Origin of the sequence: Aeromonas sp. R1-2, assembly GCF_040908505.1 — a bacterium.
Lineage (GTDB): Bacteria > Pseudomonadota > Gammaproteobacteria > Enterobacterales > Aeromonadaceae > Aeromonas > Aeromonas veronii.
The window spans coordinates 96,712-114,009 of record NZ_JBFODU010000010.1 but is presented as its reverse complement, the minus strand read 5'-3'; the positions used below and the strand labels follow the sequence as shown (position 1 = coordinate 114,009).

15 protein-coding genes and 1 riboswitch are annotated in these 17,298 nt (G+C 56.3%); of the genes, 4 read left to right on the top strand and 11 right to left on the bottom strand.

Annotated elements, in window-relative coordinates; all coding sequences use genetic code 11:
- Positions 1 to 3 precede the first annotated feature (3 nt).
- The 3 genes from asrB to AB5Y76_RS02740 form a co-directional block, all read right to left on the bottom strand.
- A complete protein-coding gene (gene asrB, locus AB5Y76_RS02750) occupies positions 4 to 843 on the bottom strand; it encodes an anaerobic sulfite reductase subunit AsrB (RefSeq protein ID WP_263717350.1) in 840 nt (279 codons plus the stop codon).
- Between the two features lies 1 nt (position 844).
- A complete protein-coding gene (gene asrA, locus AB5Y76_RS02745; RefSeq protein ID WP_043819574.1) occupies positions 845 to 1,903 on the bottom strand; it encodes an anaerobic sulfite reductase subunit AsrA in 1,059 nt (352 codons plus the stop codon).
- Positions 1,904 to 2,103: 200 nt separating this feature from the next.
- A complete protein-coding gene (locus tag AB5Y76_RS02740) occupies positions 2,104 to 2,946 on the bottom strand; it encodes a patatin family protein (RefSeq protein ID WP_005333746.1) in 843 nt (280 codons plus the stop codon).
- Between the two features lie 265 nt (positions 2,947 to 3,211).
- On the opposite strand from AB5Y76_RS02740, the gene AB5Y76_RS02735 reads away from it, so the two are divergent.
- Positions 3,212 to 4,228, top strand: coding sequence for a S66 peptidase family protein (locus tag AB5Y76_RS02735; protein ID WP_263717349.1), 1,017 nt, complete (start codon positions 3,212 to 3,214; stop codon positions 4,226 to 4,228).
- A 64-nt stretch (positions 4,229 to 4,292) separates the two neighbouring features.
- Here the strand turns inward: AB5Y76_RS02735 and AB5Y76_RS02730 are convergent, their stop codons facing one another.
- Positions 4,293 to 6,548: an LTA synthase family protein gene (locus AB5Y76_RS02730; protein WP_263717348.1), complete on the bottom strand. Its 2,256-nt coding sequence runs from the start codon at positions 6,546 to 6,548 to the stop codon at positions 4,293 to 4,295.
- Positions 6,549 to 6,803: 255 nt separating this feature from the next.
- Here AB5Y76_RS02730 and AB5Y76_RS02725 point away from each other — a divergent pair, with 255 nt between their 5' ends.
- The gene (locus tag AB5Y76_RS02725; RefSeq protein ID WP_005333743.1) at positions 6,804 to 7,889 is read left to right on the top strand and encodes a hypothetical protein; all 1,086 of its coding nucleotides are present in this window, start codon (positions 6,804 to 6,806) and stop codon (positions 7,887 to 7,889) included.
- Positions 7,890 to 7,971: 82 nt separating this feature from the next.
- Here AB5Y76_RS02725 and lysC read toward each other — a convergent pair whose 3' ends face one another.
- Both lysC and argA read right to left on the bottom strand, forming a co-directional pair.
- The gene (lysC, locus tag AB5Y76_RS02720; protein WP_263717347.1) at positions 7,972 to 9,324 is read right to left on the bottom strand and encodes a lysine-sensitive aspartokinase 3; all 1,353 of its coding nucleotides are present in this window, start codon (positions 9,322 to 9,324) and stop codon (positions 7,972 to 7,974) included.
- Positions 9,325 to 9,414: 90 nt separating this feature from the next.
- Positions 9,415 to 9,638, bottom strand: a riboswitch (Lysine riboswitch).
- A gap of 107 nt (positions 9,639 to 9,745) precedes the next feature.
- A complete protein-coding gene (gene argA, locus AB5Y76_RS02715) occupies positions 9,746 to 11,074 on the bottom strand; it encodes an amino-acid N-acetyltransferase (RefSeq protein WP_005345063.1) in 1,329 nt (442 codons plus the stop codon).
- Positions 11,075 to 11,342: 268 nt separating this feature from the next.
- Between argA and msrA the strand changes: the two genes are divergently transcribed.
- The gene (gene msrA / locus AB5Y76_RS02710) at positions 11,343 to 11,975 is read left to right on the top strand and encodes a peptide-methionine (S)-S-oxide reductase MsrA (RefSeq protein ID WP_005333739.1); all 633 of its coding nucleotides are present in this window, start codon (positions 11,343 to 11,345) and stop codon (positions 11,973 to 11,975) included.
- A gap of 261 nt (positions 11,976 to 12,236) precedes the next feature.
- On the opposite strand, the gene AB5Y76_RS02705 is transcribed toward msrA, so the two are convergent.
- The 3 genes from AB5Y76_RS02705 to AB5Y76_RS02695 are packed head-to-tail and all read right to left on the bottom strand — an operon-like array spanning position 12,237 to position 13,486.
- A complete protein-coding gene (locus tag AB5Y76_RS02705; protein WP_005333735.1) occupies positions 12,237 to 12,572 on the bottom strand; it encodes a DUF3802 family protein in 336 nt (111 codons plus the stop codon).
- Positions 12,573 to 12,629: 57 nt separating this feature from the next.
- Positions 12,630 to 13,106, bottom strand: a complete 477-nt coding sequence (locus tag AB5Y76_RS02700; RefSeq protein WP_263717346.1) for a GNAT family N-acetyltransferase — start codon at positions 13,104 to 13,106, stop codon at positions 12,630 to 12,632.
- Entirely contained in the window at positions 13,103 to 13,486 is a 384-nt protein-coding gene (locus AB5Y76_RS02695) for an MmcQ/YjbR family DNA-binding protein (RefSeq protein WP_263717345.1), read from the bottom strand. Before AB5Y76_RS02695 ends, AB5Y76_RS02700 begins: the two co-directional genes overlap by 4 nt.
- A gap of 118 nt (positions 13,487 to 13,604) precedes the next feature.
- On the opposite strand from AB5Y76_RS02695, the gene AB5Y76_RS02690 reads away from it, so the two are divergent.
- Complete coding sequence (locus AB5Y76_RS02690; protein WP_263717344.1) at positions 13,605 to 14,411, top strand: alpha/beta fold hydrolase; 807 nt, start codon at positions 13,605 to 13,607, stop codon at positions 14,409 to 14,411.
- A 214-nt stretch (positions 14,412 to 14,625) separates the two neighbouring features.
- Here the strand turns inward: AB5Y76_RS02690 and AB5Y76_RS02685 are convergent, their stop codons facing one another.
- A complete protein-coding gene (locus AB5Y76_RS02685; protein ID WP_263717343.1) occupies positions 14,626 to 16,326 on the bottom strand; it encodes a hypothetical protein in 1,701 nt (566 codons plus the stop codon).
- 130 nt (positions 16,327 to 16,456) lie between these two features.
- Positions 16,457 to 16,954, bottom strand: coding sequence for a hypothetical protein (locus tag AB5Y76_RS02680; RefSeq protein ID WP_263717342.1), 498 nt, complete (start codon positions 16,952 to 16,954; stop codon positions 16,457 to 16,459).
- Positions 16,955 to 17,298: the final 344 nt, after the last annotated feature.

The window sequence follows — 17,298 nt, the reverse complement described above, 5'->3', positions numbered from 1 at the left end:
CCCTCAGTCGATCAGATGCTGGGCCTGGTCAAAACGAAAGACCGGTCCATCCACGCAGATATAGGTGTCGCCCATCCGGCAGTGGCCGCATTTGCCCACGGCGCAGGCCATGCGGCGTTCGTAGTCGACCCAGATGCGATCCTTGGGGATGCCCCGTTCGAGGAAGGCAAGCACCACGAAGCGGATCATGATGGGGGGGCCGACCACGATCACCTGGATATCCTCCTTGTCAGCGAGATCCAGCTGGTCGATGTAGTCGGTGACCCGGCCGATACGAAACTGCTCGCTCTCCTTGCCCTCGTCCAGGGTGACGATGAGGTTCTGCTGCTCGGCCCAGAGCGGCATCTCGTAGCGATAGAGCACCGCCTGCTCGTTCTTGAAGCCGAGGATCATGTCGAGGGATTTCACCTCTTCCGGATGTTTGCTGAAGCGGCGCAGCAGCCCCTTGACCGGTGCGACGCCGGTACCGCCCGCCACCACGATGAGGTGCTGGTTGCGGTAGGTCTCCAGCGGATAGCCGTTGCCGTGGACGCCGCGCATCCACACCTTGTCGCCCACATCGAGGGCAAACAGCGCATCGGTCACCTTGCCGACCTTTCGGATCAACAGATCCACATAACCATCGCCATAGTCGGAGACCGAGATGGGCGCTTCGCCGACGGTGGGCAGGGAGATCTCCACAAACTGGCCGTAGTGGACATCAAAGTCGCGGGAGACCCGAAAGTTCCACTCAAGCTCGGTGTGGCGCTCGATGGCCAGAATGGTGTAGGCCTTGGGCAGCAGGCGGTTTTCGACTGCTTCCTGCTGCGGTTCTGCTGTTGCGGTTTGCTGGCACTGGCACATATCAGTTCGCCCCCTGCGCGTTGTCGGCTGCGATGGTCTGTTCGACCACATCGGTCATCTTGTTGATGATGTTGCTAAAGGAGATGTAGTGAGGGCAGCGATCGTCGCAGCGGCCACAGCCGACGCACATGTGCTCCTCTCCCTGACGGGCCTTGTAGTCGTTGACCTTGTGCAGGGCGCGATAACGCAGGCGCTCGCCATGCTTGGCGCGAAAACCGTGGCCACCGGCCATGTCGCTGAAGCCATCCACCATGCAGCTGGCCCACTGGCGACGGCGCTCACCCTGCTTGGGATTTTCCGCATAGGTGAGGTCGTGCACGCTGTAGCAGCTGCAGGTCGGGCAGGAGGTGGTGCAGCGGCCGCAGCCGATGCAGCGGCTGTCGTACTCGGCCCAGACCGGATGGGCGGTGAGGATCTGGCGGATCCGCTGGGGGTCGTCACAGACGCTGTCCGGGGTGCGTACCTTGACCGGGTTGCTCTGGACAAACTCCGGGGTGAAGTCGTCGGATTCACCCAGTTCGGCAAAGTAGCCGAGCAGCTCGGGATCCTTCACCTCGATGCGGGCACCCTCATCGCTCAGACGAATGGCGGCGGCGTAGTCCTGGGTCTCGTTACTGCCCATGGAGACGCAGAAGCAGTTCTCGAAGCTCTCGCGGCACTCCAGCAGCACCAGCTTCAGTTTGCTGCGCAGCCGGGCGTAGTAGACGTCGCTGTTCTGGCCATTTTTCAGGTAGACCTGATCCAGCCTGCGCAGAGCGTGGATATCGCAGCTGCGCAAGAACAGCAGGGTGGGCTTGGCCTCCACCTTGGATTCGCGCAGCTCCAGATTGTCGAAGTGGAACAGGGTCTGGGTGATGGGGAGCACCACCTCTTTTGGGGAGAAGTGGGACTTCTCCTGCCACACCAGATCGGCCGGATGACGGATGCTGTGGTAGGTGACGTTGTCGGTGTCGGAGAAGCGGCCGCCCCGATATTCGGCCGCGGGCGCCATGATCCGGTAATCGGGCAGCAGCCGCTCGAACAGCTGCGCCAGCGCGGGATGGGTGAGAAGAAACGACATAAATAAACACCTTGTATGAGGGTGAGATGCCCTGGCATAGGGATGAGGCGCAAGCAGCTAAGAGTGTCTGGCACCGGTTCTGGCCGCGCTTGCCTCGCCACGGTCTGTTTTTATGACTCATGTTGCTCAACTGACCCGATTGTTATTGTGTTGGCGGCGCGAGCGTCGCTGCAGGTCGGGTCATGCCTGTAAAACCCTTATCAATTGAGCAGGGCGGCCTGATAGCCTGCGCACTTGCCCATCACGTATCCCATCTCCAGCTTGTTGATATCGCGGGTGAAACGGGAAACGGGGAAGTAGTCTGCCGGGGCGATCACCTCGATCTGGCAGTCCTCCGGCGGATTGGCGATAAAATCGAGCGCCTCGTTGTAGCTGCGATCCCGCTGCTCCAGCGCCTGTGCCAGCGCGGGACGGGTCTTGAGCAGGGTACGGATCATCCAGGGGAAGGGCATCGGCTTGAGCCGATAGCCAAGGGGCTCGGAGAGGATCACCGTCAGGTGACGGGCACCGCGGCGGTAGGCCTCGATCACCGGGATGGAGTCGGCCACCCCGCCATCTGTCATCGGTACCCCGTGTACCTCCGGGTATTCGTGGGAGGCGAGGGGAATGGCGCAGCTGGCGGGCAGCACCTCGTTCATGTTCTCCGGCTTGACCCGGATGTACTCCGCCTTGCCGGTCAGGGTATTGGTCACCACCGCATAGAAGGGGATGCCGGTCTCCCGGTAGGCGTGAATGTCGAGGGGATACTTGCGGCAGCTGGTGTTCCACAGCCAGTGGATATCCACCAGATTGCCTCCTTTGGCAAAGCGCAGGGGATCCATAAACTGCTGGCTGCACGCCAGTTTGGTCAGGATCTCGTGGCTGCGGCCATGCTGGCTGGCGAGATAAGCCAGCAAGTTGGTGGCCCCCGCCGAGACGCCGATGGCGAAGTCAAAGGGGCGATAGTCATGCTCGATAAACGCATCCAGTACGCCGCTGGCAAATATGCCGCGCATGGCGCCGCCTTCTACAACCAATGCGCTGGGGGATGCGTTTTTGTTCATGACAGGCACCTCATTGATAAGTCAGAGAGAAAAAGTGGGAAAGAGAACGTTCGGGCTGTCAGGCCGACCGTTCTGACAACCAACCGGGGTTGGCCATCGCAATGAGGTCATTCTAGGAAGGGGATAGTGTTTAGAATATCTGTTAATAATGAATCAAGTGTTTTGTATTTCTAAACGATGGTGATAAACCCGTTGTGATCAAAGGGGTTGTGTAGGAGTCTCAACGACTCTGTGATGGCTGGATATTGGCAAGGATGAGTGTGTCATGACGTTATTGGTTCCCCCGCTGCTCCGACGTGGCGATACCATCGCTTTTTTCTCCCCCTCCAGCGCGGCGACCGCCTGGGCACCCACCCGTTTTGCCCGCGCAAAAGCCTTTCTTGAGGGGCAGGGCTTTAGGCTCAAGGCGGGCAGCCTCACCGGCCAGCAGGATAACTGGCGCTCCGGTTCCATCGCCGCGCGGGCCGAGGAGCTCAACGCCCTTATTCGCGACCCAGAAGTGCGCTGCATCATGTCGGTGATTGGCGGCAGCAACTCCAACTCCCTGCTGCCCTACCTCGATTTTGAGGCGCTGAGGCGCGATCCCAAGATCATCGTTGGCTACTCAGACGTGACGGCGCTGCTGCTCGGCATCCACGCCCAAACTGGCCTGGTTACCTTTTATGGCCCGGCGCTGGTGGCCTCCTTTGGCGAGTTGCCGCCGCTGGTGGATGAGACGCTCGCCAGCTTTTTACAGATTGTGCTGGCCGATGAAGCTGGCGTCCCCTGCACGCTACCCACACCCGCGCAATGGAGCGATGAGCGGCTCGATTGGGAAAATCAGACCCGGGCCAAGCAGTGCCAACCCAACCGGCTGATCTCGGTGGGGACAGGTCGGGTAGCGGGGCGGCTGATGGGCGGCAACCTCAACACCATGGCGGGGATCTGGGGTTCCCCCTATATGCCGGCCATCGAGCGCGGCGACATTCTGTTGCTGGAGGACAGCCTGAAATCTGCCGAGACGCTGGAGCGCTCTTTTGCCCATCTCAAGCTGTGCGGGGTGTTTGATCGGATCGGCGCCCTTATCCTCGGCAAGCACGAGCTGTTCAACGAGCAGGGCAGTGGCAAACGCCCGCTCGATATCCTGCTGGAGGTAGTGGGGGAGCCGACCTTTCCTATCCTTGCGGAGTTTGATTGTGCCCATACCCACCCCATGCTGACGTTGCCGCTGGGTATCGAGGTGGCGCTTGATCTCGACCGCCAGCAGCTCACGCTACTGGAGCCCTGGTGGCGAGCAGAATGAGAGCTAAATGAATGTCAAAAAACAAGGCCGCGGATGCGGCCTTGTCTCATTTTGTGTGGAGGGATCAGGGCAGGGCATCGGGCCGGAAGCTGGCGCGGATCTGCGGCACCAGGCTTGATGGGTCGAAGCCTTTCTCCTCCCCCAGCACCGGATGGAGCAGGGGCTTCTCTTCGATGGGGGTGATATCCCCCGCCAGCAGCTGGCGGGTGGCCTGACCCATCTGGTAGAGCTGGCGCACCGGCGCAAACTGGGTCGCCAGATTGAGGGGATCATCTGCGCGGGTGAAGGCCATCATGGGGATCTGGTAGGTGGCATCGCGCGCCGGCTTGTCACCGTGAATGCCCTTGCCGGCGGACATCAAAAACGGCTGGTGATCACCAAAGGCCACCACCAGATAGCGCTTGCCCGACTGGTCGAGGGTCTTGAGCAGCCGCTCCAGCGAAGCCATGGCATCCACCACCCCTGTGTAATAGGTGTTGAGCAGCTGGGTGTCGCTCTCGCTCTGGTTCGGGCAGGCGCCGCTGCGCTCCTGCCCCTGATAGCGGGGGCCATCGAAGGGGCCGTGCCCCTGCATGGTGACCGCATAGGCAAACAGCGGTTTGTCATCCTGTTCGCTGCGCTTGAGTATGTGGTCGATCAGCGCATCATCGGAGATATAGAGTCCCTTGTGCTCAAGGGTGGTGAAGCGGGTGTCGAACCAGCGCTCCTCATAGCCGAGCGCCGGGATCGCCTTGGCGCGGCCCCAGAATTTTTCCACATAGGGGTGGGCGAACAGGGTCTGGTAGCCGCTCTGTCTGGCGCTCTGGGCCAGCCCCGGCACCTGCTGCGAGAGGTAGTAGTAGGGCACCACCCCCTGCTTGAGCAAGCCCACCGGCAGGCCGGTGTTCATCTCGAACTCCGCCAGCACCGTCATGCCGCCGGTGGTGGGGGAGTGGATGGTTTTTTGCCACTGCTGTACGCTGGCGGGCAGGGAGAGGGTGGGAGCCGGGGCGCAGATCCGCCCCTTCCAGTCGAGCCAGAGCGACTCATATTGCAGCACGATCACCAGATCCCAGCGCGGCGTGATGCCACGGGGCGGATAGCTCAGCTGCGGGGCCAGCTCGTTGATCTGCAAGGGGTAGCGAAACACGCTGCCGCTTTGCAGCATCTCGTCCACCAGATTGAACAGATAGAGGCCGGGGCCGGAGCGGATGATGTCCCTGTGGTAGTTGACCGCGCGATCCACGTAGCGAATGTTGGCCCCCAGCAGCTTGTTGCCGGTCTGGGTGGCAAAGACGCAGAGGGCAAAGAAGGCGACGGTGGCGGCGGCAGTGCGCAACACCCAGCGTGACAGGGCAAAGCGCCAGCAGAGAAACAGTGCCAGCAACACGGTGAAGATGGGCAGGATGGGGTGCTGGTCGAGCAGGATCCGCAGCAGCGCCAGCAGGTTGCCAAAATCGTCCCCGCCGAGCGGCACGCCGTAGATGGCGATCTTCATAAAGTTGGCGAGCAGGCCTATACCGGAAAGCGCGGTAAAGACCAGCCCCATATAGAGGTTGAAGCCCGCCAGCGCGCAGAGGCTCCAGCCCAGCACCATGCTGCCCCAGGCGAGATAGTAGTGCTCCGGCCGAAAGCCTGACCAGAGCAGAAACTCCCCCAGCTTGAACACCACGAAGCCGTGCAACAGCACGAAGGTGAGGTTGCCGAGCAGCAGGCTGCCGATGATCCGCCAGCGCAGGCTGCGGCGCAGCTTTGGCAGCACCGTTTTGAGCACGGCGGCGCTCAGGGCCAGCACCAGCGTCAGGCTCACCACCAGATAGGTGAGGTTGAAGCCCTGCTCCGGCAGGGTTTGCAGGATCTGGCTGAAGTCGCCGCTCTCGGGGCGATCTTTGAGCAGCAGACCGATGCGCAGCTGATAACGGCTGGCCAGCGCATCGTCCGGGGCGCGCAGGGTGCTGTTGAGATCCAGAGTACAGCGGTTATTGCGGCACACCTGACGCTTATCCACCGCTTGACTGAGCTGGTCGATCCGCTCCCCCTTGTCGTTGAGCAGCTCCACCCGCACCTTGTCCCCCGCTTGCAGCGGCCCTCGCAACTGCCATTGGCTCCGCACCACCAGATAGAGGCCGCGGCTGTCGCTTTTATAGAGCAGGGCGTGGCGGGTGAGGGTGGCCAGTGGATTGTCGGCGGGGCCCAGCACCAGCGGCTGGGCGCGGCCCAGCCAGCTGCCGGGATTGATCAGCGGCAACAACAGGGTCAGCAGCAGCAATCCGCCCAGCAGGGCAAGCAGCAGAGAGGGCAGACTCAGAACGCGGGGGCGGCCTGAGGAGGGGCGATTCATATAAGCTCATCCTTTGAGCGAGTGAGGGAGAGATCGTTCATCCGCATAGAGTTTGACCCGATGGTGCGGGCCTTGTTTCAGCTTGTCAATTTAATGACCACTTAATGAATATTTGGTTACAGCTCAACCTTGCAAATTGTGATCCCGATCGAGGGGTTGTTCGGAATATGTGATGAAAGCGTCATCATGGGGTTTTGCCACTGGCTTGGGAGGGATCTGCTGTTTAGTCTCTCGATAGCGACTGGAGGTACATGTATGAATCCCAAAGTGATGGCACGTCAGGCCAGATTGCTGCGCATGCTGGAGAGCAAGGAAGAGATCCGGATCGGACGCGAGCGCGACTGCCCGCTGCCGCTGGCCCAACTGGTCAAGCTGAAGGATAGCCATCCGGCTGTGGTCAAGGTCTATCGCCACGGTCTCACCGCCGAGGTGTTTCACCTCAAGGTGGAGGGGCATCACTGGTGCCTCAAGCGGCGCCGTCAGGATTCACTGGTGGCCAACCTCGATGGCAAGACTGCCTTTCTGACCGAGCTGGAGCGGCGGCGCGAAATCGAGGCGCTGCGCGAGCTGCATCCTACTGTCCTCTCCCACGTGGTCTGCACCAGCTTCGGCTCGGCGCGGGCCGGGGTGCTGGTCTCCCCCTGGTTGCGGGGTGTGCCGGTCCACCAGCTCAACGAGCGCAATCTGGCCCAGATGCTGGAGGTGCAGGGTGAGCTGGCCCGCTGGGGCTGGTTTGACTGGGACCCGAGCCCGGGCAACCTGCTCGATGACGGCGAGCAGATCTGCGTGTTCGACTTTGGCTATATGTGGACCTTCGATCCCCGCTTTGAATACAACTCCAATGGTCTGGTCGACCCGCAGTTTCATGTGCCGGAGCGGTTGGAGACCCGTACCCTCTCCGGGCTTTGGCTCGATGAGGCCGATCCTCTGCCGCAATTTCGCTACTGGCGCGAGCTCTGCCTCAAGTGGGTGAAACGGGAGATCCACCACCTGATCCGCGAAGGAGCCAGCGCGCCCGTGCTGGCCCGCCTGCACGCCCTGCAAGGGGAGTGGAGCGCCGCGCTGGCGAGCGACGAGGCGCTGGTCGCCAACTGGTGGCGGGACATGTATCGCAGCCACCGGCTCGATGTGGCCGATGATCTGAGCGGCCAGAGCTGCGGCCCGCTCACCCTGCGTCGCCTCGACTGGCTGATGCAGGCGGTGACGGATCACTATCCGCTGCTGGTGGACAATCTCTCGCCTCAGGAGACGGAGCTCGGCCAGACCGGGCTGCTGGCCCGCTTGCAGCAACTGCGCCGGGAAGCCGTCGCCTGTCAGTTGCCAGCCACCAGCCTTGCCTGAGTCGATACCTTTGCGGAATACAAATAAACAGGGCGCCTTGCGGGCGCCCTGTTGCATGGTCTGGTTCACCTCGCGGTGAGGGTCAGTCCAGCAACTCCTGATGGAGGCGGTTGACGATATTGCCCGCCTCGCTCTCCTTGACCAGGAAGCAGAGGTTGTGGGCGCTGGCGCCGTAGCAGATCATCCGGATGTTGTGCTCGCGCAGGGCGTCGAAGACCTGACTGCCCACCCCGTTCACTTCGCTCATCCGGTTGCCGATGAGCGCCACCAGTGCCAGACCGGTTTCCACTTCCACTTTGCAGAGCTGCCCCAGCTCGGCCAGTACCTTGTCGCTCAGGATCGGTTCGCCGTTACTCTGGCTGCCGGTGTGATCCAGGGTCAGCGACACGCTCACCTCCGACGTGGTGATGAGATCGACCGAGATGCGGTGACGGGCCAGAATGCCGAACACTTCGGCCAAAAAGCCGTAGGCGTGGAACATGTTGAGGCTGTGCAGGGTCACCAGCACCTGCTGGCGGCGCAGGGCTACGGCGCGAAACAGCGGGCTTGAATCTGTGCTGGCGCGGATCCAGGTACCACCGGCGGCAGGATCCTTGGCGGAGCCGACAAACACCGGAATATTCTGGCGCACCGCCGGTTGCAGGGTGGCGGGGTGCAGCACCTTGGCGCCGAAAGTGGCCATCTCGGCTGCTTCGACAAAGCTGATTTCGGGAATGGGGCGGGCGCGGGTGACGAGGCGCGGATCCGTGGTGTAGATGCCGGGCACATCGGTCCAAATCTCGATACTGGCGGCATCGAGCGCTTCGGCGAGCAGGGCCGCGCTGTAGTCAGAGCCGCCGCGCCCCAGCGTTGTGGTGCGGCCATCGCCATCGGCGCCGATAAAGCCCTGGGTGATGATAAGGCTGTCGCCAAGCTGCGGGCCCAGCGTCTGCTGGCAGAGAGTGCGGGTGGTGGCCAGATCGACGGTGGCCTTGCCAAAGCGGCTGTCGGTGCGCATCAGCTGGCGCACATCCTGCCAGTGGGCTTTGACGCCGCGCTGGCGCAGCAGTTCGGTAAAGAGGCGGGTAGACATCAATTCGCCGCAGGCGATGAGGCGATCGGCCAGCTCCGCATCGGTATGCTGGTGGGCTTGCTGGGCCATGAGGCGAATTTCGTCCAGCTGACCATGAATAATGGCGCTCACATCAACGGGGTTGCCGAGATCGGTCAGAATGGCCTGCTGGATCCCGGCCAGTTTGGCCAGTTGCTCGTCGCGGCCCGCTTCGTCCAGCTCCCCTTGTGCCAGAGCGACCAGCAGGTTGGTGACACCGGCGCTGGCGCTCAGGACCACCACCCGGGTGGCGGGATTGGCCAGCACGATATCGGCGCAGTGATTCATGGCCGGGAAGTTGGCGACACTGGTTCCGCCAAACTTGGCGACATTGATCGGGCTCATTGCTTACTCCTGTCTTATTTTAAGATTCCGGTTCCATCGGGCAAAAAAGAGAGGAGGAGGCTGAAAATGGCAGGAATGAACGAAGCTATCCCGGCCAGAAGCACTCCACCTGCAGAGCCCATCCCGTACCGCCCCTGACAGGGCGCGGTGTGGGATGATCACTACCGATGACAACCCGGGGGATTCAGCCCCCGCAGCCGACGTTGAGGTCACCAGTCTCCTCACTCGTCTCGGCGCTACTCCCCCTGACCCAAGTTCACCGGACGCTGGCGTCCTCCCTTGGGCTGCCTGGGCAGCGCTCCTCTTCTGGCTCCACCAGGGCGGTGGAGTGCATTTAGAAATACCCTGCGTTGGATTGCACTGTCAATCGAGTTTGTGAAAAAGTTCAAATTGTCGGCTAACTCAACGCATAATCAATGGCTTAGGCAATGGTCTTTGACAAAACCTTGGAACGGCGTTGCCAGTTGTAGAGACGCTGGCGCGCCACCGGCAGATCTTCCACTTCCAGCGGATCGAAGCCCCGCTCCCGGAACCAGTGGATGGAGCGGGTGGTGAGCACGAACAGGCGGCGAATGCCGAGCCGCTTGGCCCGCTCGGCCACCTTGGCCACCAGCTGATCCCCCCGGTTGGAGTTGCGATAGTCGGGGTGGATGGCGACGCAGGCCATCTCCGCCATCGCCTCTTCCATAAAGCAGTAGAGGGCCGCGCAGCCGATGATGAGACCATCGCGCTCGATGATGGTGAACTTGTCGATCTCCATCTCCAGCTGCTCGCGGGAGCGGCGCACCAGAATGCCTTCCTCCTCCAGCGGGCGAATGAGATCCAGAATGCCACCGATATCCTCGATGGTGGCGGCGCGGGCCTGCTCGGCACTTTCCCGCACTATCTGGGTGCCGAGGCCGTCGCGGCTGAACAGCTCCTGCAGCATGGCGCCATCATCCTGATAGCTGACCAGATGGGAGCGGGGCACCCCGCCACGGCAGGAGGCAATGGCCGCACGCAGGTAGCGGGCAGTGCCGGACATCTCTTCGCCCGCTTGTTCCAGCTCCACCAGCAGCTCTTCGGCCTGCTCGGGGAAGAGCTCGGAGATGGCTTCGCCGCGTCTGTCCATTACCCCCTGGGTGCTGCTAAAGCAGATGAGCTTGTCCGCCTTGAGATCGACCGCCACCCGGCGGGCCACCTCTTCCGAGCTCAGGTTAAAGCTCTCGCCGGTGACCGAGCAGCCGATGGGGGAGATCAGCACCAGACTCTTCTGGTCGAGCTGGCGGGTGATCCCCTCCACGTCGATGCGGCGCACCCGGCCGCTGTGGCAAAAGTCGATGCCATCATCCACACCGAGCGGCTGGGCGGTGACGAAGTTGCCGCTCACCACGCTGATCCGCGCTCCCTGCATGGGGGTATTGGCGAGCCCCATGGAGAGCTGGGCGGTGATGTCATATTGCAGGCCGCCACACACCTGTTTGATGATGGTGAAACTCTCGTCATCGGTGACCCGGATCCGCTTGTGGTACTGGGCCTCGATACCGGCGCGGGCCAGTGCTTCATCGTTTTGCGGACGTGAACCAAACACCAGCACCAGGCGTATGCCCAGTGTCTGCAGCAGGGCGATATCGCTGACGATATTGGCGAAGTTGGGGTGGCAGATGGCTTCTCCCCCCATCATCAGCACAAAGGTGGCACCCCGATGCACATTGACATAGGGGGTGGATTGCCGGAAGGCATTGACCAGACTGGGTTCGCGTTCACGCACTTGATATTTCTTCCATAAAAAAACAGCGATTTGCTCAATATATGAAAATTAATTCACAAATCAAGACTAAATATTGATTTTGGCCGTTTCTGGTCTACGAGGAGCGGCTTGGCCGTGCGGATCGGGAAAGGGTGACGGACGGTGCAGACGTCCGCCGGGGCGAGCGGGGAGGGGCCCGCCGGTTGATCCGGCGCGATAAACTGCTATCTTCGATGCTCCTTTTCGTCAGCTGTGTGATTTCACAGGGTTTTATACAAGGACAGAATTCATGGAACAGATTATTTCACCGGCAGATGCCCTGCCGGGACGACGCGAAGCGATGGTGATTGGTCAGCAGCATGCGGTGAATGGCAACCCGACCCAGGGTCCCTGGCCCGAGAACATGGCGATCGCCTGGTTTGGTATGGGCTGTTTCTGGGGCGTGGAGCGCCTGTTCTGGCAGCAGCCGGGCGTCTACTCCACCGCGGCAGGTTATCAGGGCGGCGTGACCCAGAATCCCACCTACAAAGAGGTGTGCAGCGGGCTGACCGGCCATGCCGAGACGGTGCAGGTGGTGTTTGATCCGGCGGTGATCAGCTACGGCGATCTGCTCAGATTGTTCTGGGAGCAGCACGATCCGGCGCAGGGGATGCGGCAGGGCGGGGACATTGGCACCCAGTATCGCTCGGTGATCTTCTATGGCGACGAGAGCCAGCAAATCATTGCCCAGCAGAGCATGGCGGCCTATCAGCAGGCGATGGCGGCAAGCGGCGACAGCCGTGCCATCACCACCCGCATTTTGCCGCTGGCGCCCTTCTACTATGCCGAGGATTACCATCAGCAATATCTGGAGAAAAACCCGGATGGCTACTGCGGATTGGGTGGCATTGGAGTCTGTTTGCCGCCAAGCCTGAACCGCTGAACAGGTTTGTAGTCGATTTCTTAATAAAAGTGAAAATAAATGGTCGGAGGAGGGAACTTATTGCGACCAGTCGGGACTAACTAGGTAGCGTCCAGGGATCGGATGCAAAGTCCAGACACATTTCTTGCCTTGATAACCGCCTGATGAATGAACGCACTGGCGGGTTGAAAATGATAGCAAGCAGGGCTGCCCACCAAGGCGGCCCTTTTCCTTATCTGCTTTTCTGAAATCTTGCGTTGGGCGGGAAAACCGGACGGCAGATCAGCCGATGGCGCTGTCGAACAGGTTCTTGATGAGATCGATAAACTCGATGAGGAAGGTTTTCTGTTCCGGGGTCGGGGCGCGCAGCCAGACGGCAGAGAGCACCTCTTCCAGATCGGCGACCACGGCGTCGGCCTCCTGCATGATGGCGAAACGCACCTTGGGATCGAGCTGGGGGTTTTGCTCACAAATGGCCATCAGGTTGCTGGCAACACGACCACTGACCAGATCTTCGATGGTCTCTTCACCATCGTTCTGCTGCTGGGATTCAAACAATCCCAAACTCTCCACCAGATACTCGATCAGCGAGATATAGCCTTCACTTTCTACCACCATGGTTGCTGCCTCAATACAGTAACAATACGAAAATTAAGCGTATTTTAGTGGCTTGCCCTAGCTTGGCAAGCAGCAGTGCAGGCGATGGCGAGTAAAACTGACTCCGCCCCGCTCCACGCACTCCAGCCCGGTCAACGTAAAGCCATGTCGTAAAAATAGCTCATAACTGAAGGCGCTGGCCTCGGTGGTGATGAGGGTCATACCGAGCCCTCTGGCCCCCGCGAGCGCTGTGGTGAGCAGCAGATTGCCCAGCCCTTGGCGCTGATGGTCGGCGCTGACATAGAGCAGGCTGAGGTGGCCATCGGGGCTCAGGGTGACAAAACCGAGGGGCACATTTGCCTGCTCCGCTACCCAGCCGTGGTGCTCGCGCAGTTGGCTGACAAAGCCCGGATGTTGTGAACCGAGGGCCCACTGCTCCACCTGCTCGGCGCTGTAGTGCTCGGGGCCGCTGCGTCGCACCGCCTGCTCAAACAGGGTCACGAGGGCGGGGATATGTGCCTCGCCAAGGGGGACAATGCAAAGTGCTGGCGTCATAAGGTGGGGTCGTCAGTAGGGGAGAGGGGGCGCGGCGCCTGTGGCCGTTTGGCTTTGGGCAGACCCGCGACAACCCGCTCATAGGAGTGGTGCACCCAGCCTTGCCACAGATCATCTGGCAAGGTGCTGTTCAGGGTCACTGTGTTCCAGTGTTGCTTGTTCATATGCCAGCCCGGTTTGACCTCGGGGTGGAGCTCGCGCAGCAGCAACGCCAGTTCAGGCTCGCATTTGAGGTTGATGGTGAGCGGCTCGGCCTGCCAATCCACCAGCGCGAACATCTTGCCCGCGATGCGGTAGACCAGGATCTCCGGGCCAAATGGGGTATCTTCGGTGGCGCCCGGCAGGGTCAGCAGAAAGTGGCGCAAACGGGTCAAATCCATGGAAAGTTCTCGCACAAGGGGTGATCCGGGTCATGTCAGGCGCATATCTATCGGCGGGCCTGTTCTGTTAATATGCGCGCAGCCGAGTATACCCCCCATCACCAAGGGAGCCTATTGGATGTTGTATCACAAGACTTTCGAACTGGGTCCCGAGCGGGATTGGGTGGTGTTTGTCCACGGTGCCGGTGGCAGCTCCTCCATCTGGTTCAAGCAGCTGCGCGCCTATCGCGAACACTTCAACGTGTTGCTGCTGGACTTGCGCGGCCACGGCCAGTCCCACCAGCTGCAACAGGTGGTCAAGGGCCACTACAGCTTTCGGGAAGTGACCGAAGATATCGTTCGGCTGCTCGATCATCTCGATATCCACCGCGCCCACTTTGTCGGCATCTCCCTTGGCACCATCCTTATTCGTCATCTGGCCGAGCTCTGCCCGGAGCGGGTGAAAAGCATGGTACTGGGGGGCGCCATTTTGCGGCTCGATATCCGCTCGCGGGTGCTGGTGCAACTGGGCCGACTCGGCCAGCACTTCCTGCCCTATATGTGGCTCTACCGGCTGTTTGCCTTCATCATCATGCCGCGCCAGCACCATCAGGAGTCGCGCAACCTCTTTGTGCGCGAGGCCCGCAAGCTCTGCCAGAAAGAGTTCAAACGCTGGTTCCGCCTTGCCACCGAGGTTAACCCGCTGATGCGTTATTTTCGCGAACGCTCCCTGCCCATTCCCACCCTCTATGTGATGGGGGAGGAGGATCATATGTTTCTGGCACCGGTGCGCGAACAGGTGGCCCGCGATGCCAGCTCTTCGCTGGCGGTTATTGAACAGTGCGGCCATGTCTGCAATGTGGAGCAGCCGGAGCAGTTTAATCGTCGTACTCTGGCGTTTATTCAATCGCTGGGGGGGCGGGGGGAAGTAATTTTGGTTCAGTAGTGAATTCTGGGATTCATGAACTGTTAACTATCGTTGTTCGTGGTTTTTAAAAGTGTATTGAATATGGATACGTAAGTATATAGGTAGCTATCTTAGCTAGCCTTGATTGATAAATAAGTGCTCAAAATAACATAAGCAAATTTGAGCACTTGAAAATAATAATTGAACTAATATCAGTGCCTTTTCAGACTATCTTTATTTGTTCATTATAAAGTTAACTTAATGTAGAGTTAGTTGTACCTATTGCTTTCTTATATAGAATAGGCAACTCAAAGTTTCTTTTCTTTATGTCTACATCATATTTTGTTTCTTTTAAAAAGCCTATGACTTTTAGATATACGAGGAAATTTACCCCAACATCATTCTCATCAGGTTTTAATGTGATGTTTGACTTAATCCACTTGTATTCAAAAGTAGTTCTAACCCCTTTTTTAGAAAGAAGCTCTAATATTGCAGCTCGCCATTTATCATCAACTTTACTAACATGATTTATATAAAGCTCTTTTGCTTGGATATACGCCTTGTATGTTAAATTTGGCTTAAAAATGTTATAAACCCAGTCTTTTCCAGACAAAACTGGAGTTACATATATATCAGGGCTATTAAAATAAAAGTTGCTAGCTTCATCAAGTAACTCTTTGAGGAATATAAGCATATATCTCGGAGTACAACTACCATTTCCATCTAAAAAATGAGTATCTAAGAAATCTTTAATGTTAATTTCCTTTTCCTTTCCAAGTGGACACTCATGTATTATTTTGCTTTCAAAAAGCTTGTTTATAACAATTAAATTTAATTTGTCGAAAAGTGGTTGATGGTTTCTTTTTCTCCCAAATAGTTTTGCGAAAAAATGAGCTACCATATATCTTGAACCTGATTTATTCTCATTAAGCAGAATTTTTTCATACCATCTTAATGAGTATTCGGAGAAGTCGCTCGATTGAATAATGTCATTTAGTGTCCAAACACCAGCTTTCATAAAAGAAAAGAATAGTCTCTTTGCAACAAATGATTGTATTTCATGTGTGCTCCAATGTAATCTAAGAGTATTATCTCCAGCTTTGTCTGGACCTAAAGCAGAAAAATCAAGCCGATCATATAAGTCAGAGCGTATGAAAATTTTAAATCCAATATTCTCATGATCATATAAATCATCCTCTACTTGAAGTAGTGACTCAATATATATCTTTTGAGTTTTATACTCTTCTCCAGCTACAAATTTATCTAATTTGTCAATTATTACCGTGGCCTTCCTATATCCTCTTGAATTTATAATGTTTATTATTTTTTCAATGACCTGATCTAGGTTTATTTCAACTCGGTGAATTATTTTTGATGAGTCCTTGGCAACCTCTACATCCACTGGAATTGAAGCTAGTTTTGCTTTTACTTTAAAAGAAACTCGCTCAAAAAGTTCTTTTAATCTAGATATAATTGAAAGGTGACCACCTAGTCCACCTGTTCTACTTAAGAATTCAGCGATGTATTTTTCATCATCTGAAACATTGCCAAAATTTGGGCATAAAGATAACTCTTCACATATTCTTCGGCATATTTGGAATTTCCATAAAAGTTGGAATGATAGTTTTTCGGAAAGACCAGGGAATAAAATTTCAGTATCCGCTTTGAGTTGATCGAATTGAATTTGCTCGTCAATCGATACTACCAGATCATTTTGATATTCATTGAATATGTCGCTATTATTTTTTAATAAGTTAAAAACTGCACTCTTGCCAGAGCCGAATGAACCAACAATGATGGAGTGGCGGTCTTGCTTAAATATACGCATGCTCTTTGTAACAATGAACACATGCTCGATTAAAGTGTCTCTATGCCCATCCATGTTTCCAAGATCTATGGTTGGTAATATATCAAGTGGAAAAGGGTCTTTTAGTCTACATCTAACCTTTGCCATTAAAACCTCATTGCTATGTCATTCCCACTTTTGTTAAAAGTTGGTAGGTGTTAAAATATTTTTCCACAACGTAACATGAAGAGTTAAACACGTGTTGTTATGTTACGTAAGTGTCATGAAGGGAATTATTTCAATGAGCAGACTTCACGCCTGATATTTCAGATATAAAATGTAAGTCGTCGTTGGTGAATGCAGTGAAAATTCTGCCATTCTTTGAGAAAACTTTATCCTTTGTAATACTATATGTGTATTCAATAAGTTTATTTAAGCATTCTTTGGCTGTTTCACAATCTAAATGAAACATGTCCATTAAATCAGTAGTAAATGCTAAAGATGTTACGCCATTTATTTTAAAGCTATCCTTTGTTGAAATTAGAGGAAAATTTTCGATATGGCTGACAGATATAACAGGCTCATCAATATTGCCACACCATCTTACCTCACCATAAAACCCTGTTACTGGTTTGGTTATTATTTCTGTGAATATATCAGTTACAAATTGTTTTGTTGGTTCTTCTTTATTTATTATGGCAATAGCGCCAATTAAAAAAGGGAAAGTTAGGCCATAGTGTCCTCTTCCGCTACTTTTCCACTGTTTTATTAATTCAAACCAAATTTCTTTATTCAATTCACACCTCTATTTTTATAACAACTAATATGCACGATTAATTAATCGGTTGTGGTTATAGCAAACCAGTAACCTATAGGGGGCACTTTTTAACCAAATTACCTTGGTGAGTATGATGGCTACAGTAAAGGGTTATCTCTCCCTTAGTGCTATTTTTAGCCTGATTTCTGAAACTGGAAAATTACAGCGACAGGTTACTTTTGGAACTTTGAGGTCCGGATGAGAATCCTATCAAACAGTGAATAATTTAAGTGAGTAAAAAGTTAGTTATCGCTCGGATTTTGAAAGGTTTTTTGACAAAGATCAGACTTGAGCCAAGTTGGCTGCGGGTTGAGTGGGTGAGT

Excerpts from the sequence above, each read along its gene's own strand:
- asrB (WP_263717350.1), bottom strand. The coding sequence starts at position 843 with ATGTGCCAGTGCCAGCAAACCGCAACAGCAGAACCGCAGCAGGAAGCA.
- asrA (WP_043819574.1), bottom strand. The coding sequence starts at position 1,903 with ATGTCGTTTCTTCTCACCCATCCCGCGCTGGCGCAGCTGTTCGAGCGG.
- AB5Y76_RS02740 (WP_005333746.1), bottom strand. The coding sequence starts at position 2,946 with ATGAACAAAAACGCATCCCCCAGCGCATTGGTTGTAGAAGGCGGCGCC.
- AB5Y76_RS02735 (WP_263717349.1), top strand. The coding sequence starts at position 3,212 with ATGACGTTATTGGTTCCCCCGCTGCTCCGACGTGGCGATACCATCGCT.
- AB5Y76_RS02730 (WP_263717348.1), bottom strand. The coding sequence starts at position 6,548 with ATGAATCGCCCCTCCTCAGGCCGCCCCCGCGTTCTGAGTCTGCCCTCT.
- AB5Y76_RS02725 (WP_005333743.1), top strand. The coding sequence starts at position 6,804 with ATGAATCCCAAAGTGATGGCACGTCAGGCCAGATTGCTGCGCATGCTG.
- lysC (WP_263717347.1), bottom strand. The coding sequence starts at position 9,324 with ATGAGCCCGATCAATGTCGCCAAGTTTGGCGGAACCAGTGTCGCCAAC.
- msrA (WP_005333739.1), top strand. The coding sequence starts at position 11,343 with ATGGAACAGATTATTTCACCGGCAGATGCCCTGCCGGGACGACGCGAA.
- AB5Y76_RS02705 (WP_005333735.1), bottom strand. The coding sequence starts at position 12,572 with ATGGTGGTAGAAAGTGAAGGCTATATCTCGCTGATCGAGTATCTGGTG.
- AB5Y76_RS02700 (WP_263717346.1), bottom strand. The coding sequence starts at position 13,106 with ATGACGCCAGCACTTTGCATTGTCCCCCTTGGCGAGGCACATATCCCC.
- AB5Y76_RS02695 (WP_263717345.1), bottom strand. The coding sequence starts at position 13,486 with ATGGATTTGACCCGTTTGCGCCACTTTCTGCTGACCCTGCCGGGCGCC.
- AB5Y76_RS02690 (WP_263717344.1), top strand. The coding sequence starts at position 13,605 with ATGTTGTATCACAAGACTTTCGAACTGGGTCCCGAGCGGGATTGGGTG.
- AB5Y76_RS02685 (WP_263717343.1), bottom strand. The coding sequence starts at position 16,326 with ATGGCAAAGGTTAGATGTAGACTAAAAGACCCTTTTCCACTTGATATA.